The sequence below is a fragment of the Sinorhizobium sp. 8-89 genome, assembly GCF_030124325.1.
Lineage (GTDB): Bacteria > Pseudomonadota > Alphaproteobacteria > Rhizobiales > Rhizobiaceae > Sinorhizobium.
The window spans coordinates 95,160-121,941 of record NZ_JASKLR010000008.1 but is presented as its reverse complement, the minus strand read 5'-3'; the positions used below and the strand labels follow the sequence as shown (position 1 = coordinate 121,941).

General features: G+C 61.2%; 26 protein-coding genes. 23 read left to right on the top strand and 3 right to left on the bottom strand.

The window, feature by feature from the left end; genetic code table 11:
* The first annotated feature begins 64 nt into the window (after nt 1-64).
* The 9 genes from QN219_RS17340 to rfbD all read left to right on the top strand — a co-directional run bounded on the left by QN219_RS17340 (nt 65) and on the right by rfbD (nt 11,246).
* The gene (locus QN219_RS17340; RefSeq protein ID WP_284000994.1) at nt 65-1,537 is read left to right on the top strand and encodes a DUF6212 domain-containing protein; all 1,473 of its coding nucleotides are present in this window, start codon (nt 65-67) and stop codon (nt 1,535-1,537) included.
* A complete protein-coding gene (locus QN219_RS17335; RefSeq protein WP_284000993.1) occupies nt 1,524-4,205 on the top strand; it encodes a glycosyltransferase in 2,682 nt (893 codons plus the stop codon). Before QN219_RS17340 ends, QN219_RS17335 begins: the two co-directional genes overlap by 14 nt.
* A gap of 36 nt (nt 4,206-4,241) precedes the next feature.
* A complete protein-coding gene (locus QN219_RS17330) occupies nt 4,242-5,420 on the top strand; it encodes a polysaccharide pyruvyl transferase family protein (protein ID WP_284000992.1) in 1,179 nt (392 codons plus the stop codon).
* A gap of 33 nt (nt 5,421-5,453) precedes the next feature.
* Nucleotides 5,454-6,626 carry a polysaccharide pyruvyl transferase family protein gene (locus QN219_RS17325; RefSeq protein ID WP_284000991.1) on the top strand — a complete coding sequence of 391 codons (1,173 nt, stop codon included), beginning with the start codon at nt 5,454-5,456 and terminating at the stop codon, nt 6,624-6,626.
* A gap of 34 nt (nt 6,627-6,660) precedes the next feature.
* A complete protein-coding gene (locus QN219_RS17320; RefSeq protein WP_405052164.1) occupies nt 6,661-7,767 on the top strand; it encodes a glycoside hydrolase in 1,107 nt (368 codons plus the stop codon).
* 70 nt (nt 7,768-7,837) lie between these two features.
* Complete coding sequence (rfbA, locus tag QN219_RS17315) at nt 7,838-8,719, top strand: glucose-1-phosphate thymidylyltransferase RfbA (RefSeq protein WP_284000990.1); 882 nt, start codon at nt 7,838-7,840, stop codon at nt 8,717-8,719.
* Entirely contained in the window at nt 8,712-9,272 is a 561-nt protein-coding gene (rfbC, locus tag QN219_RS17310; RefSeq protein WP_284001131.1) for a dTDP-4-dehydrorhamnose 3,5-epimerase, read from the top strand. The genes rfbA and rfbC overlap by 8 nt, the downstream gene beginning before the upstream one ends.
* A gap of 13 nt (nt 9,273-9,285) precedes the next feature.
* Nucleotides 9,286-10,356 (top strand): dTDP-glucose 4,6-dehydratase, encoded by a 1,071-nt coding sequence (gene rfbB / locus QN219_RS17305; RefSeq protein WP_284000989.1) that lies wholly within the window; start codon nt 9,286-9,288, stop codon nt 10,354-10,356.
* Nucleotides 10,353-11,246 carry a dTDP-4-dehydrorhamnose reductase gene (gene rfbD, locus QN219_RS17300; RefSeq protein WP_284000988.1) on the top strand — a complete coding sequence of 298 codons (894 nt, stop codon included), beginning with the start codon at nt 10,353-10,355 and terminating at the stop codon, nt 11,244-11,246. Before rfbB ends, rfbD begins: the two co-directional genes overlap by 4 nt.
* Nucleotides 11,247-11,316: 70 nt before the next feature.
* Here rfbD and QN219_RS17295 read toward each other — a convergent pair whose 3' ends face one another.
* Nucleotides 11,317-11,922 carry a TetR/AcrR family transcriptional regulator gene (locus QN219_RS17295; RefSeq protein WP_284000987.1) on the bottom strand — a complete coding sequence of 202 codons (606 nt, stop codon included), beginning with the start codon at nt 11,920-11,922 and terminating at the stop codon, nt 11,317-11,319.
* Nucleotides 11,923-11,989: 67 nt separating this feature from the next.
* On the opposite strand from QN219_RS17295, the gene QN219_RS17290 reads away from it, so the two are divergent.
* From QN219_RS17290 to QN219_RS17275, 4 genes are all read left to right on the top strand, one after another.
* On the top strand, nt 11,990-12,493 hold the full coding sequence (locus QN219_RS17290; protein WP_284000986.1) for a DUF2214 family protein: 504 nt from the start codon (nt 11,990-11,992) through the stop codon (nt 12,491-12,493).
* 508 nt (nt 12,494-13,001) lie between these two features.
* The gene (locus QN219_RS17285) at nt 13,002-13,553 is read left to right on the top strand and encodes a MaoC family dehydratase (RefSeq protein WP_284000985.1); all 552 of its coding nucleotides are present in this window, start codon (nt 13,002-13,004) and stop codon (nt 13,551-13,553) included.
* Between the two features lie 8 nt (nt 13,554-13,561).
* Entirely contained in the window at nt 13,562-14,722 is a 1,161-nt protein-coding gene (locus tag QN219_RS17280) for a CaiB/BaiF CoA-transferase family protein (RefSeq protein ID WP_284000984.1), read from the top strand.
* Nucleotides 14,719-15,855 (top strand): ABC transporter substrate-binding protein, encoded by a 1,137-nt coding sequence (locus QN219_RS17275; protein ID WP_284000983.1) that lies wholly within the window; start codon nt 14,719-14,721, stop codon nt 15,853-15,855. Before QN219_RS17280 ends, QN219_RS17275 begins: the two co-directional genes overlap by 4 nt.
* Nucleotides 15,856-15,908: 53 nt before the next feature.
* On the opposite strand, the gene QN219_RS17270 is transcribed toward QN219_RS17275, so the two are convergent.
* Nucleotides 15,909-16,745, bottom strand: coding sequence for an amidohydrolase (locus QN219_RS17270; RefSeq protein WP_284000982.1), 837 nt, complete (start codon nt 16,743-16,745; stop codon nt 15,909-15,911).
* Between the two features lie 110 nt (nt 16,746-16,855).
* The gene (locus QN219_RS17265; RefSeq protein WP_284000981.1) at nt 16,856-17,644 is read right to left on the bottom strand and encodes an IclR family transcriptional regulator; all 789 of its coding nucleotides are present in this window, start codon (nt 17,642-17,644) and stop codon (nt 16,856-16,858) included.
* A 167-nt stretch (nt 17,645-17,811) separates the two neighbouring features.
* Here QN219_RS17265 and QN219_RS17260 point away from each other — a divergent pair, with 167 nt between their 5' ends.
* From QN219_RS17260 to QN219_RS17215, 10 genes are all read left to right on the top strand, one after another.
* Nucleotides 17,812-19,131, top strand: a complete 1,320-nt coding sequence (locus tag QN219_RS17260) for a sugar ABC transporter substrate-binding protein (protein ID WP_405052161.1) — start codon at nt 17,812-17,814, stop codon at nt 19,129-19,131.
* Between the two features lie 174 nt (nt 19,132-19,305).
* Complete coding sequence (locus QN219_RS17255) at nt 19,306-20,202, top strand: sugar ABC transporter permease (protein WP_284000979.1); 897 nt, start codon at nt 19,306-19,308, stop codon at nt 20,200-20,202.
* On the top strand, nt 20,202-21,068 hold the full coding sequence (locus tag QN219_RS17250) for a carbohydrate ABC transporter permease (RefSeq protein ID WP_284000978.1): 867 nt from the start codon (nt 20,202-20,204) through the stop codon (nt 21,066-21,068). Before QN219_RS17255 ends, QN219_RS17250 begins: the two co-directional genes overlap by 1 nt.
* A gap of 5 nt (nt 21,069-21,073) precedes the next feature.
* Entirely contained in the window at nt 21,074-22,171 is a 1,098-nt protein-coding gene (locus QN219_RS17245) for a sn-glycerol-3-phosphate ABC transporter ATP-binding protein UgpC (protein ID WP_284000977.1), read from the top strand.
* A gap of 1 nt (nt 22,172) precedes the next feature.
* Nucleotides 22,173-23,285: a mandelate racemase/muconate lactonizing enzyme family protein gene (locus tag QN219_RS17240; protein WP_284000976.1), complete on the top strand. Its 1,113-nt coding sequence runs from the start codon at nt 22,173-22,175 to the stop codon at nt 23,283-23,285.
* An 11-nt stretch (nt 23,286-23,296) separates the two neighbouring features.
* A complete protein-coding gene (locus tag QN219_RS17235) occupies nt 23,297-23,626 on the top strand; it encodes an L-rhamnose mutarotase (protein WP_284000975.1) in 330 nt (109 codons plus the stop codon).
* Nucleotides 23,619-24,698: a Gfo/Idh/MocA family oxidoreductase gene (locus tag QN219_RS17230; RefSeq protein WP_284000974.1), complete on the top strand. Its 1,080-nt coding sequence runs from the start codon at nt 23,619-23,621 to the stop codon at nt 24,696-24,698. The genes QN219_RS17235 and QN219_RS17230 overlap by 8 nt, the downstream gene beginning before the upstream one ends.
* 2 nt (nt 24,699-24,700) lie before the next feature.
* Complete coding sequence (locus QN219_RS17225) at nt 24,701-25,147, top strand: MaoC/PaaZ C-terminal domain-containing protein (RefSeq protein ID WP_284000973.1); 447 nt, start codon at nt 24,701-24,703, stop codon at nt 25,145-25,147.
* 10 nt (nt 25,148-25,157) lie between these two features.
* On the top strand, nt 25,158-25,892 hold the full coding sequence (locus QN219_RS17220; protein ID WP_284000972.1) for an SDR family oxidoreductase: 735 nt from the start codon (nt 25,158-25,160) through the stop codon (nt 25,890-25,892).
* 22 nt (nt 25,893-25,914) lie between these two features.
* Nucleotides 25,915-26,760 carry a fumarylacetoacetate hydrolase family protein gene (locus tag QN219_RS17215; protein WP_284000971.1) on the top strand — a complete coding sequence of 282 codons (846 nt, stop codon included), beginning with the start codon at nt 25,915-25,917 and terminating at the stop codon, nt 26,758-26,760.
* Nucleotides 26,761-26,782 lie beyond the last annotated feature (22 nt).

The window sequence follows — 26,782 nt, the reverse complement described above, 5'->3', positions numbered from 1 at the left end:
TTGTCACGAAAATTTCATCTTCCGCATAATACGATTATTCTGAGGTCGCTGCGTGCAAGAGTTGATGTCTTCTAGTATTAGGCAATCGCCGGCGAAGCGAAGGCTGATCGTGGCATCTGATCGGGACCGGGCAAATGTCGAAGGGAGCGGCATCGAACATCTGGTTCATTTTCTTCAGGCGGATACAGGCTCCCAGTCTCCCCTGCAAAATGCGTTTCCGCTGATTGCGCTCGCCTTCTCGGCCGAGGGAGAGTCCCACCTGAGAGAGGGGCTTGCCGCTGTCCAGGCGCTCGGAACGGTTCCCGAGATACCCGTTCAAAGGATTGATGCGAGCAACCGGGCGGAGAGCTTGACACTCGTTCATGCGCTGATGGAGGGCGGGATAGGGCGGCTTGCCCGGTTCACCTCTTCGATCACATCCGAGCTTGCCATTCTCCGGCGTGAGCGCGAAAGCCTGCTCGAGAACTATCGTGCCCTCGAAGATGCGTTCCAGGCGCGCAACTGGGAGCCGGTTACGGAGGTCTTCGCGCACGACCCCTATGTCGATCCAAAGGACGAGGGGGTCGGGCAGCTCCTTGCAACCGGCTACGTCGAGCAGATCCTGCCGGTCTCCAGCCATGGCGTTGCCGGCGTGGCGCTTCACCTCCATTCCGTTCCGAAGGACGGCGGCGAGTTGGTGGTCGTGCTGGGCTATGTAGAGAATGGCGAAGGCGTGGCCGAGTGGACCGTGCCATACACGCAGCTTGCCGCAGGCTGGAGTTTCTTCGCGCTGCCGCGAGCTTGCGGAGGCGGAGCAAGGACATTGCGGCTTCGCGTCTCCACAACCGGCGGGGAGATGGTTGGACTTTCGCTCGGCTATCCTATCGCGAGCGAGCGCTACACGGCCCGGTCGGAGGCGCCTCATCCCGATCTCGACCTGCGGCCTCTGGCATTCCGGGTGTTTACAGGGTTGCCGGGCGTCAGGCCGACCCGCATGCCCAACATGATCGCGCCCACCGCCTTGCTCGACGGCCACTTCATTGAGGATTATCGCCTCGCGGTCGACCTGTTGAGCCAGATCGTCGATGTTTCCGTGACGCCCATTGTTCCGGAGTTCCAGACGGTTCGCTTCCTAGAGCACGAGCACGCGGTGGTATGCCATCCGCTGCCGAGTGGCATTTCAGCCGGCACCATCGGCCGCGCCGTGGAACCTGGCACGATATCTTTCTCGGCGAGCGCCGTTATCGACCATCCGCAGGGCGCGCCCGCGGCAGTGAGTTTCCTGCTCGCTCCGGCAAATTCGAACGCGCGCTCCGAGGTGGCGGAACTCGCGCGCAAGGGTGCGGCCAAGCCTTCGGCGTTCTTCAGCGGGTGGCGCGAGGTGACTGCCCAAAAGGCGATCAACATCAACTTTCAGTTGGACGAACCGGTGCGAGCGCCCATGGATCTTATGATCCTCAGCCGCGCGGTGTCGGATTCCGTCGATTTCTCCTGGCTCAAAGTGTCTGGCTTCCGGCTGGTGAAGCAGTCCGCAGGAGCGTCCCATGTCAACGAATAGGGACATGCCGGATCTGGTCGCGGTCGCGATGCCGCTCTACGGGCACGCCGCGCTTGCTCTGGAGGCGATCGAGTCGGTCCTGGCCTCGGCACTTTCCGAGTGCAGGATCGCCATCGTCGTTTCGGTCGATGGCGACCCGCGGCATGAAACATTCGACCAGCTGCTCCTCTATGCGGCGGCCAATCCAGCCGTTCATGTGCTTTTCGGCGCGAATGCCGGGCCGGGCGGAGCTCGCAACCGGGCCATCGACTACGTGCTCGAAAACCTGCCGGAGGCGCGCGCGGTCTATTTTCTCGATGCCGACAACCGGGTCTTGCCGGGCACGGTCGAAACCCTCTACCGGCAGCTTCGCTCGAGCGGTTCCGGCTGGGTCTACACCAACATCGATACTTTTTCGGTGAGCTGGCGGGCGCACTACGGCAACCGCTACTCGCGGCTCGTGCACTGCATCACGGACAATATCTGCGATACGGGCTCGATGATCTCGATCGACGTGTTTAGAGCAGGCGTCCGCTTCAACGACGACCGGCAGAACGGTTTCGAGGACTGGGAGTTCTGGCTCTCCTGTATCGAACACGGATTCGTCGGAACGCCGTGCCACGATACGACCTTCGAATATAGGCTCCGGGCCGAAAGCCGCTTCAAGGAGGCGAACCGCGACCGCGCCGCCTCGGTCAGCTTCCTCAGAAAACGGCATCGGGCCCTGTTCCAGCGCCCGATGCTCGTCGACTTCGAGCACGAAGAATGCCCGCGCTACCTTTTCGCGCGAACGGAAGACGCAGCGATTTCGTTCTTTACGGATCCAACCAAGGCGCCCGCGAGGCCTCGTCTCGACGACATCATCCCGGCATTCTGGGCGAGTATCGGGGAGCCGGACAACGTGCACTTCCCGCCATTCCTTGTGGCTGGAAGCGGCGCAACCCTCGACCTTCTCTTGCGGTCGCGCATGCTGCCGAACGTGCTTTCCCACCTGGAGCGCCTGAGCGAGAAGGTCAATGTCATCTTCGTCCAGCTCGGCAACGATGCCGCGCAGCGCAAGATCGAGCCTATCTTCCTGGAGGCAGGGACCCAGAACGTCGCGCACGCCGATCTCATCTTCCTGTCGACCTCGCTCGTGCGCGACGTGATCCAGAACAACGCGCTCGACTGGTTCGCCTCGATCGGCCAGCAGCAGGTATGGCCCACATCGGCGGTCCTGAAGGTGCGCTTCCCTTTCCCACGAACTCTGCCCCGTCGCTCCCACATCACGCCTCAGCAGGTGATGATAAATTGCGTCAATGCAATCGCGGCCAGTCCCTTGCGGCGGACGGCCGGCAGGCGCTGGACCTGGCGCCCGGCGCGGCTCGTGCCTTATGGGGAACTTCACAAGGCGCTCCGCCATGAAATCGGAGGCTCGCCTGTCCTGCCGCTCGGACATAGTGAGAACGGCAAGCGAACCGCAGCGCTGCTGGTGCCGAATGCGTCGTTCGGGGGCGCCGAGAAGGTCGTCTATGCAGCCGCGCGCGAACTGAAGGCGGCGGGCTACGAGACCCACCTGTTCGTGCTCGGCACGTCCAGAATGGACCTGATCGACGAATTCGATGCAAGCTTCGATTACATTCACTTCTGGGACCAGGGAATTCCCGCCTGGGGCGGCTCCGGCTCGTTCCTTGGGCAGGACTTCATAGCCGAGGGCCACGAGGTGGATTGGGCGGCGCTCAAAGGCCAGCTTTCCGGCTTCGACCTCGTCATCAACAACCATGTAATGGCCGTGCATCCGCTCATTGCGCGGTTGCGCTCCGAAGGAACACGCACGGCCTGCTACCTTCACGTCGTCGACAATACGCATTTCAAAAGGCCGGCGGGCCAGCCCTTTGCTGCGATTGCCCACGAGCATTGCTACGATGCGTTTCTCACCTGCTCCGAACAGCTCAAGATATACTTGCACAGCTTCGGCGTTCCTCTCGAGAAGACCTTCGCCGTGCCCAACGGCGCGAGCTTTTCCGTACCCCCCAAGATCCTGGCCGAGGTCCTGTCGGTAAGACGGATCGACCGCAAGGACGATCGGCTCAGAGTTCTCTATATGGGCCGGCTCGATCAGCAGAAGGGCATCGATCGGCTGGCTGCGGCAATCGTGGAGCTGCGTGCGTCGCGCGTCCCCTTCGACGCGCGCGCAATCGGCGGGGAGATCCTCGCCGACGCCACCATGTCGTGGGCCGACAGGCTCAAGGAACTCGGTGTCGACGTGCGCCCACCTGTCTTTGCAAGCAAGGATTTGATCAAGGCACTCGGTTGGGCCGACGTCCTCGTGATGCCCTCGCGCTGGGAAGGCGCGCCCTTGATGATCGCGGAAGCGCAGCAGCTCGGCTGCGTCCCGATCGCCACTGCGGTGGGCGCCGTCGACGAGCTCATAACGGACGGAGAAGACGGCATCCTGATCGATGCTGCAGCCGATCCGCAGGTGGTGCGCGACATGGCGAAGGTCATCGAGGAGGTGGCCCGCAATCGCCAAAAGCTCGCGCCGCTCATGGAGGGTTGCCTCAGAACGGCGGCACGCCGCTCTTGGGGCGCCTCCTTCGGGGAGTTCCTCGATTGGTGCGACCGCTCGGTCAACAATTCGTCGCTTTCGCGCGCCGCGGTCTCTCGCGGGCGCGAAACATCCAATCCCGAAGTAGCGGCCGTGGGCTGAAGGCTCCCGCCGATTTCAAGAAGAAGGGTCTATCGCATGCGTCCACGAATCCTCGTGACGGGAATTCCTGGTCACTACACGCGCCTCGCCAATGGCGCGCACGGGTTGTCCGTTTCCTATTCGGAGCGGCAGAAACAGCCCGAGACGAAAGACGAGTTTCTTCAGGAGCTTCGCAACATCAGCAATACCGGAAACTACCTGATCGGTGAGGGGGCGCTGCGCGCAATCGCGCCGCATGCCAAGCAGGTGCCGTTTTGGCACCTCTACAATTGCAGCAAGAACGGCGTTGGTCTCGAGGAGTTCAACAATAACTTCGACATCTGCGTCTTTACCTGCGCCAATCTTCTGCGCAAGGGCCTCTCGGCAGACGCCGAAGCGGAAGTGCTGAGCAAGCTCAAGATGCCGATCGTCATGCTCGGCATCGGTCTTCAGAATCGCCGTGACCTCGAGAATAGCCTGCCGGAGGGAACGAAGCGGCTCCTCGATGTCCTGAAGGAGCGTGAGCATTATTTCCTGACGCGCGGATTTGAAACGGCGGGCTTCCTCAAGGATCAAGGCTTTTCCTACGTCCAGCCGACCGGCTGCCCTTCCATCTATTTCATGCCGCACAATATGCGCGCGTCGCTGAAGAAGCTGCCGCATGTGAAGGTCGGCAAGGCACGGACGATTTTCTCCGGCTACCTCGGCGCCAATCACGATGCGATCGTCGATGCCATCACCTTGGCACCCGAGGATTCGCGCCCGCAGTACGTAATCCAGGACGAGTTCCTCCACTTCGACATGAAAGTGGAAGCAAATGGCGACGGTCGCGTCTACGACTCCGCCTCCGGCACGATGCTTGGTGAACTTAGCTACTCGGGCACGGAACGGCTGAAAACGCCATTCGACATACGCACCTTCTTCGACACCAACCAGTGGCGCGCCTGGGCGTCGTCCATGGACTTCAATTTCGGTCGGCGCTTCCACGGCTCCATCATCGCCATGCAGGCAGCGGTCCCGAGCCTGATGGTGGCGGTGGACGATCGGATGCGCGAAATGCTGGGCTATACCGGCTTGCCAGCCATCGATGCCGTCGATCTCGACAAGGCCGAAAACAGGGCCGAGTTCGTTGCCGATCACCTCGCCGGGCTCAACGCATCGGAACTGGTCGACCGATATTCTGATCGCGAGCGCACTTTCCGTTCGGCGCTGCGCGAAATCGGCATCGGCCATTAGCTGTTCGCAAGAAACTAAAACTCAGGTGTATCGATGCGTATCTTGCTTACCGGAATACCTTCCTATCTGCAGCGAACCGTTGCCGGCGTATCCGGGGCGGAGGTTCGTCACAGGCCCTATTTCGACGAGGTCAGGACCAAGAAGGACCTGATCGACCAGGTGCGGAAAATCGCCAACACCGGCAACTACCTGATCGGCGAGGGCGCCGCCCACAGCCTGCGCAGACATGACGTTACCTATGTGCCCTTCTGGCATCTCGCCAACAGCCGCGACTCCGGCGACATCTACGAGCATCTCAACCGGGAATTCGATATCTGCGTGTTCGCCTCGGCCAATCTCTTGCGGCCCGGCTACTCCGCCGATCTCGAGGCGGAGGTGTTCGACAAGCTGAAGATGCCTGTGGTGGTCATGGGTATCGGCATCCAGCGCAGGGAGGGGCTCAAGGAAAAACTGCCGGCCGGCACTCTCAAGTTCCTGGAAGTGCTCAAGAAGAAGGAAAGCTTCTTTCTCACACGTGGCTACTTCACGGCCGAATTCTTAAGAGAACAAGGCATGAAGTTCGTGAAGCCCACGGGCTGCCCGTCGCTTTTCTTTGCGCCCAGCGAGATGAAACGCTCACTCGCCTCTCTCGCCAATCCGGAACTGGCCGCAGCCCAGAAGATCGCCTTCGGAGGTTATCTCGGGAGCGTCGCCGATACGATCGTGGATGCCCATGCGCTGCTCAAGCCCGACAGCGTCGCAAGCTACGTCATCCAGGACGAGGTGGTTGCCTACAATCTTGCCCTGCCGGGCGACGACGACGTCCCGGTCTATGACAGGGCAAGCGGGCGGATCACCGGGCAAACCGAATACAAGCATTCCGAAAAGTGGCAAAGAAAGCACGAGCTCCTGGTGTTCTTCGATACCAACCAGTGGCGAAGCTGGATTTCCTCGCGGGATCTCTGCTTCGGTCGCCGCTTCCACGGCTGCATCATCGGCATGCAGGCGGGCGTGCCCGCTCTGATGATCGCCGTCGACGACCGCATGCGCGAGATGCTGGAGTTCATCGGTTTCCCCTATATGGAGGCGGCGATCTGGAACCGTGAGACGGACCGGAGGGCCTATCTCGCGAATTTCCTGTCCAAGATCGACTCGCAGGCGGTCATCGACCGCTACTCGGCCTGCGAGACCAATTTCCGCAGCGCTCTCGCGCATGTCGGTCTCTAGGCTCAAGCAAAGAGTGGCAGGTTCAGGCGCGGCGCTGCCTTTTGCTGCGCTGCTTGCACTCGCGCCGTTTGCGGAGCTGACGACCGCCTATGCCATGCAGACATCAACGGTTCGCGTTGGTGTCAACCGGCTTAATCTTGCCTGGCTGACCCGCAGCGAGCAGGAAAGGATATTGGAGGAGATCGCAGCGAGCGGCGCGACCAACGTTCGCCTGTCGCTATCGCGGCCGGTAGACAAGAGCATCGAGGCGCTGGCGATCGCCAGCAGGCTCGGCCTCAGCATCCTTCTCGAGATCCAGCTTTCGAACAAGAGCTTCTATGCCGAGAGCGCCCGTCCGCGAACCGGCTTCGGTCGGATTTGGGATGTCCACCGGCTATCCGATCTCGACCTGGACCAGTACCGCAAGGAACTGCGCGCGGCGCTTCAGCGTATCGATGCGCTGGGTATTCGCCTTGAGGCGATCGAGCCCGGAAACGAGATCAACTACGCCGCCTATAATGGCGATCTTCTCGTCTATCGGGAGCCGAGCGGTCGAACCCCGCGCACCGTTGCCGATCTCAAGGACCGAGCCGCGTTCGAACGAGGCCTCGATGTCTATGTTCAGGCCGTGGAGATCAGCCGTGAAGAAGTGCGCGCAACGCTGCATAGCCGCGATGCGGCAGTCATCAGCGCTGGTCTCTCCGACATGGCTGCCCAGGAGGCGGATAGGCGCGGGATGGAGCGGCTCGACCCGCGCGAAGTCATAACGCTTCTTCGTGATCGGGGGATCGACGGCCTTGTGGATGCCTATGGCATTCACATCTATCCGGGCCGGATCGCACCGGCGGCGCTGAACGCCCGGGTGACGAGCCTCCTCGATTTCTGCCTAACTTCCGCCCTGGGCAAGCCCTGCTGGGTCACGGAATGGGGGATTGCCAACAAGGCACGTTCCTGCCCGATCGATGATCGGCGACGGGAAAGTGCGATCGGCGCCGTGCGCGCGGCCTTTGGCGAATTGATGGAGGCAGGGCGGCTGACGGCGGCTTTCTACTACGATTGGGACACGGAGCCTTCCTACAGCCTCTGGCGCTGCGGCAAGCTCAGTCCCGCCGGCGCCGCGGCGATCAGACCGGCCGAAAGAGGGGGCGCGAGCGCAAGATGACCGTGACACAAAAAGGTCGGGCCCGCGGGCGGCGTTCACCTGGATGCGCGAACTTTACCGGAGAGACCGCATGAAGGGCATCATCCTTGCGGGCGGCAGAGGAACCAGGCTTTACCCGGTGACGATCTCGGTCTCGAAGCAGTTGCTTCCCGTCCACGACAAGCCGATGATCTACTACTCGCTTGGCATGCTCATGCTGGCTGGAATTCGCGACATCCTGGTGATCACCATGCCCAGGGACAGGCCCCTGTTCGAAGGTTTGCTCGGCGATGGCAGCGGCTTCGGCCTATCGATTTCCTATGCCGAACAGGCGGAGCCGAACGGGCTCGCGGAGGCCTTCATCATCGGCCGGGATTTCATCGGGGACGGTGCCGTCGCCCTGATCCTCGGAGACAATATCTTCTACGGCGCGGGCCTGCCTGAACTCTGCCGGGAAGCCGCGGCCCGCAAGACCGGCGCCACGGTGTTCGCCTATCGCGTCGATGACCCCGAGCGTTACGGGGTGGTGAGCTTCAGCGGCGAGAGCGGGCTTGCCGAAACGATCGAGGAGAAACCGAAGCGGCCGCGGTCGAGCTGGGCCGTCACCGGCCTCTATTTCTACAGTAACGATGTGATCGACATCGCCGCCTCGATCAGACCGTCTGCGCGCGGCGAACTGGAGATCACCGACGTAAACCGCGCCTATCTAGCTCGAGGCGATCTTCATGTCTGCCGTCTCGGTCGGGGCTTCGCCTGGCTCGACACTGGCACCCACGACAGCCTGCACGATGCGGCTTCCTTCGTGCGCACCATCGAACACCGCCAGGGCATCAAGATCATGTGCCCGGAAGAGATCGCCTTCGAACTCGGCTATGTTTCGGCTGACCAGGTGCTGGCGCGTGCCGATCTGCTCGGAAAGAACGACTATACGACCTATCTCCAGCGACGGATAAGGGAGCTTGCAGATGCTTGAGTTACGCCCCCTCGGCCTCGACGGCGTCCTCGAAATCGTGCCAGGCAGACTTGGCGATGAGCGTGGTTTCTTTTCGGAGACCTATAATGCCTCGACGCTTGCTGCGCACGGCATCGATCTGACCTTCGTGCAGGACAACCACTCCCATTCGGTCGCGGCGGGAACGCTCCGCGGCCTGCATTACCAACTTCCGCCCCGTGCACAGGCCAAGCTCGTCCGGGTCGTTCGGGGGCGGGTGTTCGACGTCGCCGTGGATATCCGCAAAGGGTCGCCGACATTCGCCCGCTGGGTCGGGCTCGAACTCTCCGCCAAGGCGTGGAACCAGATTCTGGTGCCTGTGGGCTTTGCCCACGGCTTTGTCACCCTCGAGCCGGAGACGGAGGTCATTTACAAGGTGAGTGAGCACTATTCCGCGGAGCACGAGCGAGCGATCCGCTTTGATGATCCTCAAATCGGGATCGCGTGGCCCGTGGATACCGACCACTTGCGGCTCTCCGCGAAGGACCGGAACGCGCCGCTGTTGGTCGACTCCGCCTCTTTTCAGTTCGCGTAGGGAGATGGCGGCGATGCGGGTTCTGGTCACGGGCGGCGCGGGCTTCATCGGTTCTGCGGTCTGCCGGCACCTGGTAGCGAGCGGCGCGACGCGCGTCGTCAATGTCGACAAGCTGACCTATGCCGGCAATCTTGCTTCCTTGCGGGCAGTCGAGGGGCGGCCGAACTACACATTCTATCGGCTTGATATCTGCAACGAGGGCGCGCTGCTGGACATCATGCGCCGCGAGCGCGTCGATGCGGTGATGCACCTTGCGGCCGAGAGCCATGTCGATCGCTCGATCGAGGGGCCGAATGTTTTTGCCGAGACGAACGTCCTCGGCACGGTCCGCCTGCTCTCTGCCGCGCTGACCTATTGGTGCGAATTGGGGGGAGAAGCGCGCGAGCGGTTTCGCTTCCACCATGTCTCGACCGACGAGGTATTCGGCGATCTTCCCTTCGGTGGCGGAGTATTCGCCGAGGAGTCACGCTATTCGCCGTCGTCGCCCTATGCGGCGTCGAAGGCGGCCGCCGATCATTTCGTCCGCGCCTGGCACCAGACCTATGGACTGCCTGTGGTGCTCTCGAATTGCTCCAACAATTACGGCCCGTTTCATTTTCCCGAGAAGCTGATCCCGCTCACCATCATCAATGCGGTCGAGAACAAGCCGCTGCCGCTTTACGGATCGGGAGCGAACGTGCGAGATTGGCTCCATGTCGACGACCATGCACGCGCGCTGGAGCTTGTCATAAGGCAGGGAAGGCCAGGGGAGAGCTACAACATCGGTGCCCGGGCCGAACGTAATAATCTGTCGGTGATGGAGAGCATTTGCGATCTCCTCGACATTCGCCGACCGCGCAAGGGCGGCAAGAGCCATCGGGATCTCATCACCCTTGTCGCCGACCGGCCGGGCCACGACCGACGCTACGCGATCGATCCCTCGAAGGTTGAGCGAGAGCTTGGCTGGAGACCGAAGCGGGGGTTTGAGGCGGGTCTGAGCGACACGATCGATTGGTACCTCGATAACAGTTGGTGGTGGGAGCCGATACGGCAAGAACGTTATTCGGGCGCTCGCCTTGGAGGACGACTTCGGAGCGTCACATGAGGATCGTCGTGACAGGTTGCACCGGGCAGGTGGCGCTCAGCCTCGCGGAAAGGGCGCGCGGGCGGCCGGATCTCGACGTGGTTGCGGTCGGGCGGCCGCACCTCGAGCTGGCGCGCCCGGAGACGATCTTGCCGGCGCTCGAGCGTCATCGCCCCGATCTTGTCGTTTCCGCCGCTGCCTACACCGCGGTCGACCAAGCCGAAGACGAGCCGGATCTGGCTTTCGCGGTCAATGCAGTCGGGGCTGGCGCCGTCGCCGAAGCGGCAGCCCGCCTCGGGGTTCCGGTTATCCACCTTTCGACAGACTACGTCTTCGACGGGTTCAAGGAGGGCAACTACGCGGAAGACGATGCAACAGCTCCGCTGAACGTCTATGGCGCCTCCAAGCTTGCCGGAGAAAAGGCCGTGTCGGCGGCAAATCCCCGCCACATCATCCTGCGTACGGCCTGGGTCTACAGCCCTTTCGGCAAGAATTTCGTAAAGACCATGCTGCAGCTTGCGAAGAACCGCGAAGAGATTGCAGTCGTAGCCGACCAATGGGGAAATCCATCCTCGGCTCTCGACATCGCGGACGCAGTGCTCAAGACGGCCGCCTTCCTGATCCGGTCCCGCCAGGATGAAATCCCCGAGGTCTATCACCTCGTCGGCACGGGTAAGGTCAACCGGGCGGATTTCGCGCGCCATATCCTTTCGGTAAGTCGTGCTCGAGGTGGGCCGTGGTCACGTGTTCGAAGCGTGGCGACGGAGGAATTTCCGGCGCGGGCACGCCGTCCCGCCAATTCGTCTCTCGCAACCGCCAGGTTCGCCGCAACGTTCGGCTGGACCATGCCGGACTGGCAGCATTCGGTCGAAAGCACCATCGAGCAGCTTGTCCAGGCAAAGCACGGCTGACCAGGGTGGCGACGGGCAGTTCGCGCCCGGCGATTTCCAGGGAGAAGTAGGTCGCGGACGTTACCTTCTCCTAAGGCTGCCCTTCGTGGATGTGCTCGGCGATCCCCGGTTCCAGAAGCCGGAGAATTGCTGGCATGCTCTGGTCCAAACCGGACGGCAGCTTTTCGTCCATGAGAAGCATTACGAGCCCGTGCACCAAGGACCAGGCCGCGATCGGGCCGGGATCGCGAATAGCATCCGACCCCTTCCGGCCGGCTTTCATGGCTAGGAGATCCAGTGCTTGGCGACTGGCCGCCGACAGGTGCTCGTTCCGCATGTCTATGTGCTCGTCGGAACCGAACATTAATCTGTAAAGACCCGGATTCGCCGTCGCGAAGTCGAGATAGGCCAGGCCCAGTTCGCCGAGGCTTCGCGCAGGATCGGATGCGAGTGGTGCTATCAGATCCCGCAGCCGAGAAAATCCCACGGTGGCGATGGCCGACATCAGTTCGCGCTTGCCGTGAAAATGCGCGTAGGGGGCGGCCTGGCTGACACCGACCTGCCGCGCCACCGCACGCAAGCTCACCCCACCCGGCCCCTCGCGCTCGAGCAGCGCCAGTCCTGCTTCGATCAGCGCGGTTCGCAAATCGCCGTGATGATATCCCCGAGCCTGCATTTCCGGCACAACTTGAATCATAATCTTGACACTGTTAAGAACGCCGCTATCTTAACACCGTTAAAATCAGGCTGTCTATCCGAAATTCTTGCATGATCCGCAGGCGTTGCTGCCGATCCTTCGTCACCTGAATCGGGGAATGCCCATGTTTACAGATCTTGTTCTTGCCAGCGCCCACCACGTCCTGATTTTTTTGCTAGCGGCGATCATCGCCACGGAAGCGGCAATGATACGCCCCGGATTGTCTGCAGCGGGCGTGAAACGGCTCTCCCGCATCGATGCATATTACGGAGCGATCGCCGTCCTCGTGATCCTCGTCGGCATCGGGCGCATCATTTTTGGCCTCAAGGGATGGGAGGCATACATTTATAACTGGGCGTTTTGGTCAAAGATGGCGGCCTTCGTGGCGGTCGGACTCCTCTCCGTCCGCCCGACGCTTCAAATCCGGAAATGGCGCATGTCGGCCGACGAAGAGGGTTTTACCGTCCCGACCAAGGAAATAGCCGCAACACGCGGCTTTATCATCGCGCAGGGCGCCATCTTTCCGCTCATCCCAATCTTTGCCGCGACGATGGCCCGATACGGCTATTGAGCCGTCGTCCGACAGTATGCACGGCAGTCCGTGGTCTTTCTGCACGCTGCCTACGTATTGAGGATTTCCACGACCGTGACGTCGAAGACCGGATCCTGGCGAGCGGATGATTGTGGATAACGCCAGTAGCAGAGCCTAGGCCATTGAAACAATGAACTGGCTGCGGCGCTGAAGCGCCTGCGCCGGGTATGCCCTTTATATTGCTGGCGCGGGCGCTGGGCGCGGCGTCCCCTCGAGCATCTCGCCAGTGTCTAGCAAGTGGATAGGGGTTTCGAGTTTGCTCAGGACATCCCGCCGTGGATCGGGGTTGATTGGTCGGTGCGCTTGGTTGGAGGCTGAGCGACCGCCCATTTGCATCTTGCAAAATAGCTCCATATGTGAACAAGATCTTTACATAAGAAAATAGAGGAGGAGATATTGCTCAACGACCGCAGTCGCGCCCGTTTGATAAGCACGATCAAGAATCGCCAGCTGCAGACGCTGGCACGAACCGGCACAGGGCTTCCTCATGGATGAATTCGCGCCGACCGTCGGCGTCTCCACGACGCGCCCCTCCGACATGCCGGAGGATCATGCGGCCCTTCCGGTCTGGAATGCGGAGAATTGGTATTACGAGGATTGGCCGGTCGGTCAGCGCATCCGTTCGTTGCGCAGGACGATCTCGGAGAGCGACAGTCACCTGTTCAATACACTGGTCGTCGACATTCACCCTTACGTCCAGGATCAGATGTTCGCGGAGCGCGAGGGCATCTTCGGCCGTCGCCTGGTGGCTGGCGCCTTCGTCTTCTCGGCCGGTCTCGGCCTCGTCGCCACGAACTGTGTCAACGCCTTTTCCTATGGCTACGACAAGCTGCGCTTCATCAAGCCGGTGTTTCTGGGCGACACGATCTACACGATCCGCACCAACATGGACAAGACACCGCGCTACGAGGAGCTGGGCCTGACCCGAGCCAGCTACCAGGTCTTCAAGAACGAGGGCGAACTGGTGCTCTACTGCGAGCACCTGCAGACGGTGAGGTATAGGAATCCGGCCGACTTCGTCGGCAAGACAGAGAAATAAGAATAGCGATGCACGAGAAAAACGAACTGCCACTTGCCGGTCTTGTCGTCGTCGACATGAGCCAGTTTCTCTCCGGTCCTTATTGCTCCCTGAGACTGATGGACCTGGGCGCGCGCGTCATCAAGATCGAGCGCCCGGATGGCGGAGATCTTTCGCGCCGCCTCTATCTGAGCGACACCGAGATCGGTGGCGACTCCACGATTTTCCACGCGATCAATCGTGCCAAGGAGAGTTTGGCGATCGATCTCAAGAACGAAGCGGATGTGGCGGCACTGAAGGCGCTGCTCGCCAGTACCGACGTCCTGATCCAGAATTTCCGACCCGGTGTCATCCAACGGCTCGGGCTCGACTACGAGGCCGTTCGGGCGATCAATCCACGCATCGTCTACGCTTCGATCAGCGGCTATGGGGAAGAGGGCCCGTGGGTCACGCGCCCCGGGCAAGACCTTCTGGCGCAGGCACGCTCCGGCGTGATGTGGCTGAACGGCGACGAAGCGCAAGGGCCGGTCCCCTTCGGTCTTGCCGTTGGCGACATGCTTGCCGGCGCCGCTGCCGCGCAGGGCATTCTCGCTGCCCTCGTCCGCCGTGGCATATCCGGCAAGGGCAGCCTCATTGAAACGAGCCTGCTCGAAGCCCTGGTCGATTTCCAGTTCGAGGTGCTGACTACCCACCTCAACGATGGCAGACGGCTGCCAAAGCGCTCCGATTTCCGCAGCGCCCATGCTTACCTATCCGCACCTTACGGGGTCTATCCCGCCAAGGATGGCTATCTCGCCATCGCAATGACGCCGATCTCAAGACTTGCCCAGCTGCTAGAGATGCCGCAGCTCGCACCCTATTGCGACGACCCGTCTTCCTGGTTCTCCGCGCGCGATGAGATCAAGACCCTGATCGCGGAGCGCATGGGCGACAACACCGTTGACCATTGGTTGGCAGTGCTCGAACCGGCCGACATCTGGTGCGCTCGCGTGCTCAACTGGAACGAATTGCTTGAGAGCGACGGTTTTCGCGTCCTCGACATGCTGCAAACCGTCAATCGCGAAGACGACGTGTCGATCCTGACGACGCGTTCGCCGCTGCGGGTCAACGGTCGGCGCGCTCAGGTTGACCGCGCGGCCCCACGAATCGGCGAACACAGTGCATCCATCCGCGAGGAGTTCGGCCTATGAGCATCACTTTGAAAGGCATGACGTGGAGCCATCCGCGCGGCTACGATCCCATGGTGGCGTGTTCCCGGCTCTGGCAGGAAAAGACCGGGGTTGTCATCCACTGGGAGAAGCGATCGCTGCAGGATTTCGAGACCTACCCGGTCGAGGAACTCGCCAAGGCTTATGACCTGATCGTTATCGATCATCCGCACGTAGGACAGATCACCAACGAAGGGTGCCTCGCGCCCCTCGACGTGGCTGGCCGGGAGGCCGAACGTCAGGCGCTGGCTACGAGCTCCGTCGGGCAATCCTATCCGAGCTACGCCTGGAACGGGCGCCAATGGGCCTTTCCGATCGATGCTGCGACACAGGTCCAGGCCTGGCGTCCGGACCTTGGCGATCGTGTTTCGAGCTGGTCCGACCTGGTGGACCTCGCCCGCACGGGTGCAGTGCTGCTGCCGCTGCGGCCGCCGCATTCGCTGATGAGCGTCTATACTCTCTGCGGCAATCTCGGTCATCCCTGCGCGGTGGATGGACAAGCAGAGCTCGTCGACCATGAAGGGGGCGTGGCCGCCTTCGAGATGCTTCGTGAGCTTGTCTCGCTTATCGATCCAGCCTGCTTCGAGATGGATCCTATCGCGGTACTGGAGGCGATGTCAGGCCCGGAGGCAACGACCGCCTGCGCCCCGTTGATCTACGGCTATGTCAGCTATTCCATTGCCGGTTTCAGGCCATCGCTGATCCAGTTTGGCAACATCCCGGTTGCCGGCCAGAATGGCCCGAGCGGTTCTGCGCTTGGTGGAACAGGAATTGCCGTCTCCGCCTTCTCTTCGTCCATCAGGCAAGCGAGCGATTTTGCCTATTGGGTTGCAAGCGGAGAGGTGCAGCGCCAAGCCTACGCCTTTGGCGGCGGACAAGCGGGACACGGCGACGCCTGGGACGATGATGCAGTGAACGCGGCAACGGCCGACTTTTACCGCGCGACCCGCGAGACGCTGGAAACCGCCTGGGTGCGTCCCCGACACGATGGTTACATGCCATTCCAGCAGGCGGCCTCGGATCGCATCAATAACGGGCTGCTGCGCAGGGAGAAGGCGAGGCAGGTCGTCGACGATCTCAACCGGCTCTTCTCCGAAAGCTTCGCGACCGTGTAACCCTTAAGTCCTTGCATTGCAGGTGTGCGGCTACGATGCGGCCGCGCGCTGCCTTAGACGAGCTTCCAGATCCGACGCGCGTTTGCCGAAAGCAGCTTTGTTCGTTCTTCAGGACTGCAGGCGTTGAGCAGCGCGTGGGTGGTCGCAACCCAGGTGGAGAGATTGCCGCCGAGGGTGCAGACCGGCCAATCGCTGCCCCAGACGACACGGTCCCAGCCGAAGACGGCGATCGCATGTTCGACGTAAGGTCGTAGCGTCTCAACATTCCAGCTTTCATCGGCATAGGCGACGACGCCGGAAATTTTGGCGACCACATTCGGCCGTCGCGCGATCTCGCTCATGTGCTCGCGCCAGGGATGCTCGCCGCCGCTGCAGATATCGGGAACACCGCAATGGTCGAGCACGAACTGCAGATCGGGCACGAGATCGGCAAGGGCGATGGCCTTTGGGATCTGGTGCGGCAAGACGCAGAGATCGAAGGTAAAGCGGCTGCCGGCAAGCCGCTTGATGTTCTCGCGGAAGACGGCACCTTCAGACAGATCGTCGGGGACGACGTGCAAGACGCGACGAAAACCCTTGACGAGAGGATCACTCTGCTGCCGTTCGAGATAGGCGGCGAAGCCATCCTCTTCCGGGCGGCACGCGGCAATCGCGCCCTTGAGCAAACTACCCTCCCGTTGTGAAAGCTGCCTAACTTCGCTGGTCTCCATCTCGATCTCACGCGGATCGACATCGACTTCCATGTGCAACGCGGTGTCGATGCCGACACGCCGAGCTTCCGCCTCATAAGACGAATAGAGAAAGTCCCGATCCAGCGCCGGAACGCCCGCCAGCCAGGGATAGGTCAGCGCGGACTTGTTGATGAGATGCAGATGGGTGTCGACGATCAAGATGAGGCCTCCTCCGTATGTCTCACCCTCTCACATAAGAAGAGCTCATTCAAATAAGAAATCTGCAGAGTGATCGTGAAGTCAAGCGCCGACGCATTGTCGGCACCTGCTCATTCCGACGAGTGCGCCACATTCGATCCCGCGAGCACCGAAAGCTGTGTCGCCGCGTTGCGCAAGAGCGATATCGTCTCGGTGATATCAGGAGCAGATGGCGCGTTGACCAGCGCGATATAGGGAATGGTCAGTGCTGCGATACCGCGTCCGTCGGGACCAAGAATGGGAGCCGAAAGGTTGTAGACGCCCGCGGTCTGCGCGCTCGCCATCATTTCATAGCCACGCTCGCGGATCTGGTCGAGACGCGCATAGAATTCCGGCCCAAGCGAGATCTCGTCCTTGCTGCGTGCATGCTCGGCAATCATCATCTCACGCTCCGCAGGCGTTCGGAAGGCAAGCAGGACATGCCCGGAGCCCGTGTCGAACAGGCTGATATGTGAGCCGACCCTAATCGAGATGCCCCAGTAGTCCGGTGCTTCCTGCTGGGCAATGACCACGGCGGACCCTCGATCGAACACGGTCAACTGATTAGCCTGCTTGGACTTTTGCGCAAGGTCACGCATCAAAGGCGTCGCATAGGAGACGAGGCGCCGCACCGGCGCGTGCAACTGGGCTAGACCAAAAAGCTTCAGTGTCAGGGCATAGCGGTCGCCATCGATTCGCGTGACATAGCCGCGGCGCACGAGCCGGTCGAGCATCCGGTAAAATTCGTTCGGGCTGCGATTGAGCCTTTTCGATATCTCAGCCTGCGTCAGGCCGCCATCGACGCTCGCCAGCAGTTCGAGAATGTCAAGTCCCTTGTCCAGCGCGGGGGCGCGGTAGCGATCGGACTCTTCAGTGTCCATGGGGTACTCCTTGGTGAATATAAATATCCATATACGCAGGCAAAGCCGCCGACAAAAGAAAGTTTGCCCTTGACGAGCGATAAAATGATTGTTTGTATATAAATTAATTTCTCACAAATGAGAAATGGCGGCGCCGGGAATAGGGGCGCTTCAGTGGAGGAGAGGTTATGAACAGGCTGCTTTCCGGCGTCTCGGCCGGAGTCATCATGCTCGCCTGCGCAGTGGGAGCGGCCAGCGCCGCGGAACTGCCCGGCAAGTTCGAGGGCGTCACGATCGACGCCAAGCTGATCGGCGGACAGCAATACGAAAAGCTCTATGAGCGGATCGCGCAATGGGAGAAGGCGACCGGCGCCAAGGTCAACATCCTGTCGAAGAAGAACCACTTCGAACTCGACAAGGAGATCAAATCGGATATCGCCACGGGCGGCATCAACTGGTGTGTCGGCTCCAACCACTCCTCCTTCGCCCCGCAGTATCCCGATATCTACACCGATCTCTTCGCCCTGCTTCCGTCGGACGAGATCGCGAAGTTCGTTACAGCCGTAATCGACGCCTCGACGCTCGGCGGCAAGCTCGTCATGCTTCCGCGCGCGCAGTTCGACGTATCGGCGCTCTACTATCAAAAGAGCCTCTATCAGGACGACGCTAAGAAGGCCGCCTTCAAGGAAAAGTACGGCTACGACCTTGCGCCGCCGGATACCTGGGCCCAGGTTAGCGACCAGGCCGAATTCTTCGCAGCCCCTCCGAACTTCTACGGCACGCAGTTTGCTGGCAAGGAGGAGGCCATTAATGGCCGCTTTTATGAAATGCTGGTCGCCGAGGGCGGCGAATACCTCGACAAAGATGGTCGTCCGGCCTTCAACTCGGAGGCGGGTGTCAAGGCGCTCGACTGGTTCGTCAAGCTCTACAGGGACAAGGCTGTCCCCCCGGGCACGACGAACTATCTCTGGGACGATCTCGGTCAAGGCTTTGCGTCCGGCTCGATCGCCGTCAATCTCGACTGGCCTGGCTGGGCAGGCTTCTTCAACGATCCGAAGTCATCGAAGATTGCTGGCAATGTCGGCGTCAAGGTTCAACCGGCAGGCTCCTCGGGCAAGCGCACAGGCTGGTCCGGTCACCATGGTTTCTCGGTCACCGAGGATTGCGCCAACAAGGAGGCGGCCGCATCGCTCGTCTGGTGGCTGACCAACGAGGACAGCCAGAAACTGGAATCCGCGACCGGTCCGCTGCCGACGCGCGCGGCCGTGTGGGAGTACAATATCAAGGCCGCCGAAGGCGACGCCTACAAGACGGAGGTGTTGCAGGCTTTCCAGGAAGCGGCCAAACACGCTTTCCCGGTCCCGCAGACGGCTGAATGGATCGAGATCTCCAACGCCGTCTATCCTGAACTCCAGGCCGCCATCCTCGGCGACAAGACGTCGAAGGAGGCGCTCGATGCCGCGGCCGAAAAGGCAACCGACATTCTGGAAGATGCCGGAAAGCTCTGATCGCCAATAAAGAAGGCGGCGCCGATACCAAGGTGTCGGCGCCGCCTTCGCCTGTTCTTGCATAGCCGCTCGGACCAAAGCGATCCGAAGGAAAATTATGTCGCAAGTTTAATGCCTTGCAGGGCCCCTTGCGCGTGGCGCGGGGCGTTGTCATATCACCCTCAGGAATGCCTGATGAAGCTCAAGAAACTGTCTGCGCCGGTCCTTCTGCTGCTGCCGGCCTTTGTCGTGCTGACAGCGGTCATCGTGCTGCCGCTTGTCTTTTCATTCTATTCGAGCTTCACGCCGTTTCGGCTGACCAAGCCTGAATCCCTCTGGATCTTCGTCGGTCTGCGCAATTACGTCGCGGTATTGAGCAACTGGGATTTCTGGATTGCCTTCGGCCGTACCGTCGTCCTGCTCACCATCGCGCTGAACACGGAGATGCTGCTCGGCCTGGGCCTGGCGCTCCTCGTCAACAAGGCCACTCAGGGTCAGCGGCTGCTGCGCACGGTGATGATGTTCCCGATGATGTTTTCCCCTGTGCTCGTCGGCTTCCAATTCAAGTTCATGTTCAACGACAACATCGGTTTCGTGAACAATGCGCTGCAGTCGCTCGGGGTGACGGATCGCGCGATCCCGTGGCTGATTGACGGCAATCTTGCGCTGGTCTCGATCATCATTGCCGAGGTCTGGTCATCGACCGCAGTCTTCGCCATCCTCATCCTTGCGGGACTTCTGGCCATGCCGAAGGATCCGGTCGAGGCCGCGCATGTCGACGGCTGCACGCCGTGGCAGACGTTCCGCTACGTCACCTGGCCCTATCTGATGCCGTTTGCCTTCATCGCCATGACGATCCGCTCGCTCGACGTCGCACGTGCCTACGACATCGTGAAAATCATGACCGATGGGGGACCGGCCAAGCGCACCGAGCTTCTGTGGACCTTGATAGGCCGTACGGCCTATGCCGACGCACGCATGGGGATGGCGAACGCCATGGCCTACGTCGCCATTCTGCTTTCGATCGTCTTCACCGTCTATTTCTTCCGCAAGCTCGCCGCCGCGCGTCAGCAGATCGGAGCCGAGTGGTAATGGATATCAATTCGTCACATCGCCTGCGCCGGCGCCTGCTGAAAACGGCGCATCTGATCGGGCTCTTTCTTGCAATGGCCGTGATCTGCCTGCCTGGCCTGTGGATCGTGCTTTCGTCGCTGCGTCCAACGGTCGAGATCATGGCAAAACCACCGGTCTGGATCCCGGAAAGCCTGTCACTCGACGCCTATCGAGCCATGTTTTCCGGGGCCGGGCAGGGCGGGGTTCCTGTCTGGGATTATTTCCGCAACTCGCTGATCATTTCCGTCACGTCGACGGTTATTGCTCTGGCGATCGGCATGGCGGGCGGTTACGCCTTTGCCCGCTATCGCTTCAAGGCAAAGTCGGCGATCTTTCTCGGCTTCATGCTGACGCGAGCGGTGCCCGGCATCGCGCTCTCGCTCCCGCTCTTCATGATCTATGCCCGCACCGGCATCATCGATACGCATTTCAGCCTGATCCTGACCTATGTCGCGCTGAACGTCCCCTTCACCATCTGGTTGATCGACGGTTTCTTCCGTCAGGTTCCGAAGGATCTCGCCGAAGCCGCGCAGATCGACGGCTGCACGCCCTGGCAGGCCTTCTGGCAAGTGGAGTTTCCGCTTGCCGGTCCCGGAATTGCGTCCGCCGGCATCTTTGCCTTCCTAACTTCCTGGAACGAATATGCCCTGGCCTCGCAAATCACCCGCTCGGTCAATTCGAAAACCTTGCCCGTCGGCCTGCTCGACTATACCGCCGAGTTTACGATCGATTGGCGCGGCATGTGCGCGCTCGCCGTGGTCATGATCGTTCCGGCGCTCACGCTCACCTTCATCATTCAAAAGCACCTCGTTTCGGGACTCACCTTTGGCGCGGTGAAAGGATAACGTTCATGGCTCCTGTCACCCTCAGGAAACTTGTCAAGCGCTATGGTGCGCTCGACGTCGTTCACGGCATCGATCTCGAGGTGAAGGACCGCGAATTCATCGCACTTGTCGGCCCCTCCGGTTGCGGAAAGTCGACGACACTGCGCATGATCGCTGGCCTCGAGGACGTCAGCGGCGGCGCCATCGAGATCGGCGGCCGCAAGGTCAATGACCTGCCGCCGCGCGCCCGCAACATCTCGATGGTCTTCCAGTCCTACGCGCTCTATCCGCATATGACTGTCGCGGAGAACATGGGTTTCTCGCTGAAGATCGCCGGCCGCTCCGCGGATGAAATCAAAACGCGCGTTGAAGACGCTGCGACCATTCTCGATCTTGGCCATTTGCTGGAGCGCCGCCCGTCTCAACTGTCGGGCGGGCAACGTCAGCGCGTGGCCATGGGACGTGCGATCGTGCGCCAGCCCGATGTCTTCCTGTTTGACGAGCCGCTGTCGAACCTGGACGCGAAGCTGCGAACTCAGGTCCGCACCGAAATCAAGAAGCTGCATGCCCGCATGCAGGCGACGATGATCTATGTGACACACGACCAGGTTGAGGCGATGACGCTCTCCGATCGCATCGTCATCATGCGCGACGGTCATATCGAGCAGGTCGGGACGCCGGAGGAAGTGTTCCAGCGGCCCGCCACGAAATTCGTCGCCGGCTTCATCGGTTCGCCGCCGATGAACATGGACGAAGCCATCGTCGATCAAGGACAGTTGGTCTTTGCGACCGGCATCCGCCTTCCAATTCCGCCACGATTTGTCGGTGCTGTTCGTGCAGGACAGAAGGTCACCTTCGGCCTGCGCCCGGACGACATCTATCCCTCAGGGCACGGTCTTCATGCAGGCGATGCCGCTGCCGTGCATGAGATCAATCTGCCCGTCACGATCACCGAACCCCTCGGCAACGAGACTCTGGTGTTTATTCAATTCAATGGCCGCGACTGGGTTTCGCGCATGCTCAATCCGCGTCCCCTGCGCTCCGGCGAAAGTGTGCCCATGAGCTTCGACCTTTCTCGCGTCCATCTCTTCGATATCGAGACCGGCAAGGCGCTGGGAGCCTGACATGGCAAGAATCGAGAAAATTGAACTGCGCATGGTCGATCTGCAGCCAAAGGTGAAGCGGACCGACGCGATCCAGAGCTTCGTCAGCCAGGAAACGCCGATCGTCACGATAACGGATTCCGACGGTGCGACCGGCACCGGCTACAGTTACACCATCGGAACCGGCGGATCCTCCGTCATGCGCCTGTTGTCCGACCACCTCGTTCCGATCCTGATCGGCGAGGACGCCGATTGCATCGAGGCCGTATGGCGCAAGATGGAGTTTGCCACCCATGCCACGACGATTGGCGCGATAACGGCGCTGGCGCTGGCCGCCGTTGACACCGCCCTTTGGGACCTGCGCGCCCGCAAGCAGAACCTGCCGCTCTGGAAGCTCGCCGGCGGCGCCAAGGACAATAGCCCGCTCTACACCACCGAAGGCGGCTGGCTGCATATCGAAAAGGAAGCGCTCGTCGAGGATGCTCTCCAAGCCAAGGCCAGGGGTTTTTCCGGCTCCAAAGTCAAGGTCGGCAAGCCACACGGATCCGAAGACTATGACCGCCTTGCGGCCATGCGCGAGGCGGTCGGCGATGGCTTCGAGATCATGACCGATTGCAACCAGGGTTTCTCCGTCGATGAGGCGATCCGCCGGGCCGCACGCCTGAGGGAGCTGGATCTGGCCTGGATCGAGGAGCCGTTGCCGGCCGACGATCTCGATGGCCACATCCGTCTGACCCGCTCGACAACGACCCCGATCGCCGTCGGCGAATCCATGTATTCGATCCGGCATTTCCGGGAGTATATGCAGAAGGGGGCCTGCTCGATCGTGCAGGTCGACGTCGCCCGTATCGGCGGCATTACCCCCTGGCTGAAAGTTGCGCATGCTGCCGAGGCGTTTGATATTCCGGTTTGCCCGCACTTCCTGATGGAGCTGCATGTCAGCCTCGTCTGCGCCGTGCCGAACGGCAAATATGTCGAATACATTCCGCAGCTTGATGAACTGACGACGAAGGGAATGGAGATCCGCGACGGACGCGCAATCGCGCCGTGCGAACCCGGTATCGGCATTGCCTGGGACTGGGATGCGGTCAACGCGCGCTCGATCGACGAGTTCACCCGCGAATTTACGAAATAGGGGAGGCTGCCATGCAACGGATGGGAATGGTGATCGGCCTTCAGCCCGAAAAGATCGCCGAATACAAGAAACTGCACGCTGCCGTTTGGCCGGAGATCCTTGAGCTGATCTCCAATTGCAGCGTCACGAATTACTCCATCTTCTTGAAGGAGCCGGAGAACCTGCTGTTCGGCTATTGGGAATATGTCGGCGAAGATTTCGCCGCGGATATGGCCAAGATGGCGGCGCACCCGAAGAACCAGGTATGGTGGTCGGTGTGCATGCCTTGCCAGAAGCCGCTTGAAACGCGCAAGGACGGCGAATGGTGGGCCATGATGGAGGAAGTCTTCCATCATGGCTGACGGCTTCGACCCCACATCCCTGCAGCAATGGTGGCCGGCACCTGAAAACCCGCGGCCGATCGTCATCTTCGGTGCCGGCAGCATCGTCGGTGACGCGCATCTTCCAGCCTATCGGAAGGCAGGCTTTCCCGTTGCCGGCATCTTCGACCCGAACGCCGGGAAGGCGGCTTCGCTTGCTGCCGACTGGGGCATTCGGGCGTTTGCCACCGAAGCGGAGGCGCTGGCCAGTCCAGGCGCGATTTTCGACCTGGCAACGCCGCCGGCCGCTCATGCCTCGATCCTGTCGAAACTGCCAACCGGATCGGGCGCGTTGATCCAGAAGCCGATGGGCGGAGATCTCGCAGCCGCAACGCAAATCCTCAACATCTGCCGCGAGCGGCAGCTGAAGGCGGCACTCAATTTCCAGCTGCGCTTCGCCCCAATGATGCTGGCGCTGCGCGACGCAATCGGCAAGGGTTATCTCGGCCAGGTTGTCGATTTCGATGCATGGCTTGCTCTCGCTACGCCCTGGGGCCTCTGGCCATTCCTGAAAGGCCTGCCGCGGATCGAGATCGCAATGCACTCGATCCATTATCTCGACCTGATCCGTGGCCTCCTTGGCAATCCGAACGGTGTGCATGCAAAGACGATAGGTCACCCCAATCATGAGGTGGCGCAGACCCGCACGGCCGCAATCCTCGACTACGGAGACAGCGTGCGCTGTGTGCTTTCGGTCAATCACGATCATGATTTCGGCCGCAAGTTCCAGGCCTGCGAGTTCCGCATTTCAGGGACGGAGGGCGCGGCATACGTCAAGTTGGGTGTCAATCTCGACTATCCGCGCGGCGAGCCCGACGAACTCTGGATCCGGTCTGCCGGCGGCGTGGAATGGATTGAGGTACCGCTCACCGGCGCCTGGTTCCCGGACGCTTTTGCCAATCGCATGGCCAACCTGCAACGCTTCGCCAGCGGCGAGGACGAGCAGTTGATCGGCTCTGTCGACGACGCCTGGCAGACCATGGCGCTGGTCGAAGCGGCCTACCAATCCAGCGCGCGGCCCGCAACCCCGATCGCGCCACTTCCTGGACGTTGACGATGGCAGAACAGACAATCCATTTCGAAGACTACGAGCTCGGCCATGTCAGGCTGACAACGGGCCGAACGATCACGGAAACCGACTTCGTGGTCCATGCCGGACATACGGGCGACTTCTTTCCGCATCACATGGATGCTGAATTCGCCAAGACCCTGCCCGGCGGGCAGCGCATCGCCCATGGCACCATGATCTTTTCGATTGGCGTCGGCCTCACGGCGTCGCTGATCAATCCGGTCGCCTTTTCTTATGGCTATGATCGGCTGCGGTTCGTGCGTCCGGTCCATATCGGCGACACCATCCGCACCCGCGTGACGATCTCAGCCAAGGAGGACGATCCGAAGCGACCGACGGCGGGGCGCGTCGTCGAACGATGCGAAGTCATCAACCAGCGTGGCGAGGTCGTCCTTGCCGCCGACCATATCCTGATCGTCGAACGCAAAGCATGAGGGATCAACAATGACAACGGATCTTTCTGGCAAGGTCGTCCTTGTCACCGCCGCTGCCCAGGGCATCGGCCGCGCCACCGCACTCGCCTTTGCCAAGGCCGGCGCGACTGTGCATGCCACCGATATCAACGCCGACGCGCTCGCAACGCTGGCGACTAAGGGTAATGTCGAAACCCATCGGCTCGACGTTCTCGACGGTAGCGCGGTCGACGCGCTGGTTGCCAAAATCGGCCGAGTGGACGTACTCTTCAATTGCGCCGGTTTCGTGCACGCGGGGTCGATCCTCGAGATGAAGGATGCCGATTTCGAATTCGCCTTCGACCTCAATGTCAAGGCCATGATTCGCACCATCCGCGCCGTTTTGCCCGGCATGCTTGCGCGCAAGGATGGCTCGATCATCAACATGGCTTCGGTGGCCTCCAGCATAAAGGGCGTGCCGAACCGCTTCGCCTACGGCGTGACAAAGGCGGCGGTGATCGGGCTCACGAAGTCGGTCGCCGCCGACTACGTGGCCGATGGCATTCGCTGCAATGCGATCTGCCCGGGGACGGTCGAGAGCCCGTCGCTCGAAAGCCGCATGCGCGCGCAGGGCGATTACGAGACGGCGCGCGCCGCCTTCATTGCCCGCCAGCCGATGGGGCGCCTCGGTACGCCCGAGGAGATTGCCGATCTCGCCCTCTATCTCGCCGGCGCAACCTACACCTCCGGACAGGCCTACGCCATCGACGGCGGCTGGACCATCTGACCTCCATCCAAGGAAACAGCACATGAAATTTCTTCGTTATGGCGAACCGGGCCGCGAAAAGCCGGGCCTCATCGACTCCAACGGCACGATCCGCGATCTTTCCGGAGAAGTGGCGGATCTGGCCGGGGATATCCTCGACCCCGAAAGACTGGCGAAACTCTCCAGGCTCAACGCGGAGACCTTGCCGGCGGTCGCCGGTGATCCGCGGCTCGGCCCCTGCGTGGCGGGCACCGGCAAGTTCATCTGCATCGGCCTCAATTATTCCGATCACGCCGCCGAGACCGGAGCGACGGTGCCGCCCGAGCCGATCATCTTCATGAAGGCGACGTCGGCGATCGGCGGGCCGAACGACGATCTCGTCCTGCCGCGCGGCTCGGAAAAGACCGACTGGGAAGTGGAACTCGGCATCGTCATCGGCCGCACGACGAAATATGTCAGCGAGGCCGATGCACTCGACTATGTCGCCGGCTATTGCACCATTCACGATGTTTCCGAGCGCGCGTTCCAGACCGAGCGCCATGGCCAATGGACGAAGGGCAAGTCCTGCGACACGTTCGGGCCGACCGGACCCTGGCTCGTCACCAAGGACGAGGTGCCGGATCCGCAGAACCTGCCGATGTGGCTGAAGGTCAACGGTGAGACGATGCAGAACGGTTCGTCCAAGACGATGGTCTTTGGCGTTGCCTACCTCGTTTCCTATCTCTCACAGTTCATGTCGTTGCAGCCGGGCGATATCATCTCGACCGGCACGCCGCCGGGCGTCGGCATGGGCATGAAGCCGCCGCGCTATCTGAAGGCTGGCGACGTCGTTGAACTCGGTATCGAGGGCCTCGGCAGTCAGAAACAACGCGTTCGCGCCGACGCCTGAACGCGTAGTGATTGGAGCAAAC

Bases quoted from the DNA above. Each gene is read 5' to 3' on its own strand.
- QN219_RS17245 (WP_284000977.1), top strand. From the start codon at position 21,074: ATGGCTCCTGTCACCCTCAGGAAACTTGTCAAGCGCTATGGTGCGCTC.
- QN219_RS17340 (WP_284000994.1), top strand. From the start codon at position 65: ATGTCTTCTAGTATTAGGCAATCGCCGGCGAAGCGAAGGCTGATCGTG.
- QN219_RS17230 (WP_284000974.1), top strand. From the start codon at position 23,619: ATGGCTGACGGCTTCGACCCCACATCCCTGCAGCAATGGTGGCCGGCA.
- QN219_RS17285 (WP_284000985.1), top strand. From the start codon at position 13,002: ATGGATGAATTCGCGCCGACCGTCGGCGTCTCCACGACGCGCCCCTCC.
- rfbA (WP_284000990.1), top strand. From the start codon at position 7,838: ATGAAGGGCATCATCCTTGCGGGCGGCAGAGGAACCAGGCTTTACCCG.
- QN219_RS17335 (WP_284000993.1), top strand. From the start codon at position 1,524: ATGTCAACGAATAGGGACATGCCGGATCTGGTCGCGGTCGCGATGCCG.
- QN219_RS17265 (WP_284000981.1), bottom strand. From the start codon at position 17,644: ATGGACACTGAAGAGTCCGATCGCTACCGCGCCCCCGCGCTGGACAAG.
- QN219_RS17235 (WP_284000975.1), top strand. From the start codon at position 23,297: ATGCAACGGATGGGAATGGTGATCGGCCTTCAGCCCGAAAAGATCGCC.
- rfbB (WP_284000989.1), top strand. From the start codon at position 9,286: ATGCGGGTTCTGGTCACGGGCGGCGCGGGCTTCATCGGTTCTGCGGTC.
- QN219_RS17260 (WP_405052161.1), top strand. From the start codon at position 17,812: ATGAACAGGCTGCTTTCCGGCGTCTCGGCCGGAGTCATCATGCTCGCC.
- QN219_RS17240 (WP_284000976.1), top strand. From the start codon at position 22,173: ATGGCAAGAATCGAGAAAATTGAACTGCGCATGGTCGATCTGCAGCCA.
- QN219_RS17215 (WP_284000971.1), top strand. From the start codon at position 25,915: ATGAAATTTCTTCGTTATGGCGAACCGGGCCGCGAAAAGCCGGGCCTC.
- QN219_RS17275 (WP_284000983.1), top strand. From the start codon at position 14,719: ATGAGCATCACTTTGAAAGGCATGACGTGGAGCCATCCGCGCGGCTAC.
- QN219_RS17295 (WP_284000987.1), bottom strand. From the start codon at position 11,922: ATGATTCAAGTTGTGCCGGAAATGCAGGCTCGGGGATATCATCACGGC.
- QN219_RS17220 (WP_284000972.1), top strand. From the start codon at position 25,158: ATGACAACGGATCTTTCTGGCAAGGTCGTCCTTGTCACCGCCGCTGCC.
- QN219_RS17255 (WP_284000979.1), top strand. From the start codon at position 19,306: ATGAAGCTCAAGAAACTGTCTGCGCCGGTCCTTCTGCTGCTGCCGGCC.
- QN219_RS17325 (WP_284000991.1), top strand. From the start codon at position 5,454: ATGCGTATCTTGCTTACCGGAATACCTTCCTATCTGCAGCGAACCGTT.
- QN219_RS17330 (WP_284000992.1), top strand. From the start codon at position 4,242: ATGCGTCCACGAATCCTCGTGACGGGAATTCCTGGTCACTACACGCGC.
- rfbC (WP_284001131.1), top strand. From the start codon at position 8,712: ATGCTTGAGTTACGCCCCCTCGGCCTCGACGGCGTCCTCGAAATCGTG.
- rfbD (WP_284000988.1), top strand. From the start codon at position 10,353: ATGAGGATCGTCGTGACAGGTTGCACCGGGCAGGTGGCGCTCAGCCTC.
- QN219_RS17250 (WP_284000978.1), top strand. From the start codon at position 20,202: ATGGATATCAATTCGTCACATCGCCTGCGCCGGCGCCTGCTGAAAACG.
- QN219_RS17225 (WP_284000973.1), top strand. From the start codon at position 24,701: ATGGCAGAACAGACAATCCATTTCGAAGACTACGAGCTCGGCCATGTC.
- QN219_RS17280 (WP_284000984.1), top strand. From the start codon at position 13,562: ATGCACGAGAAAAACGAACTGCCACTTGCCGGTCTTGTCGTCGTCGAC.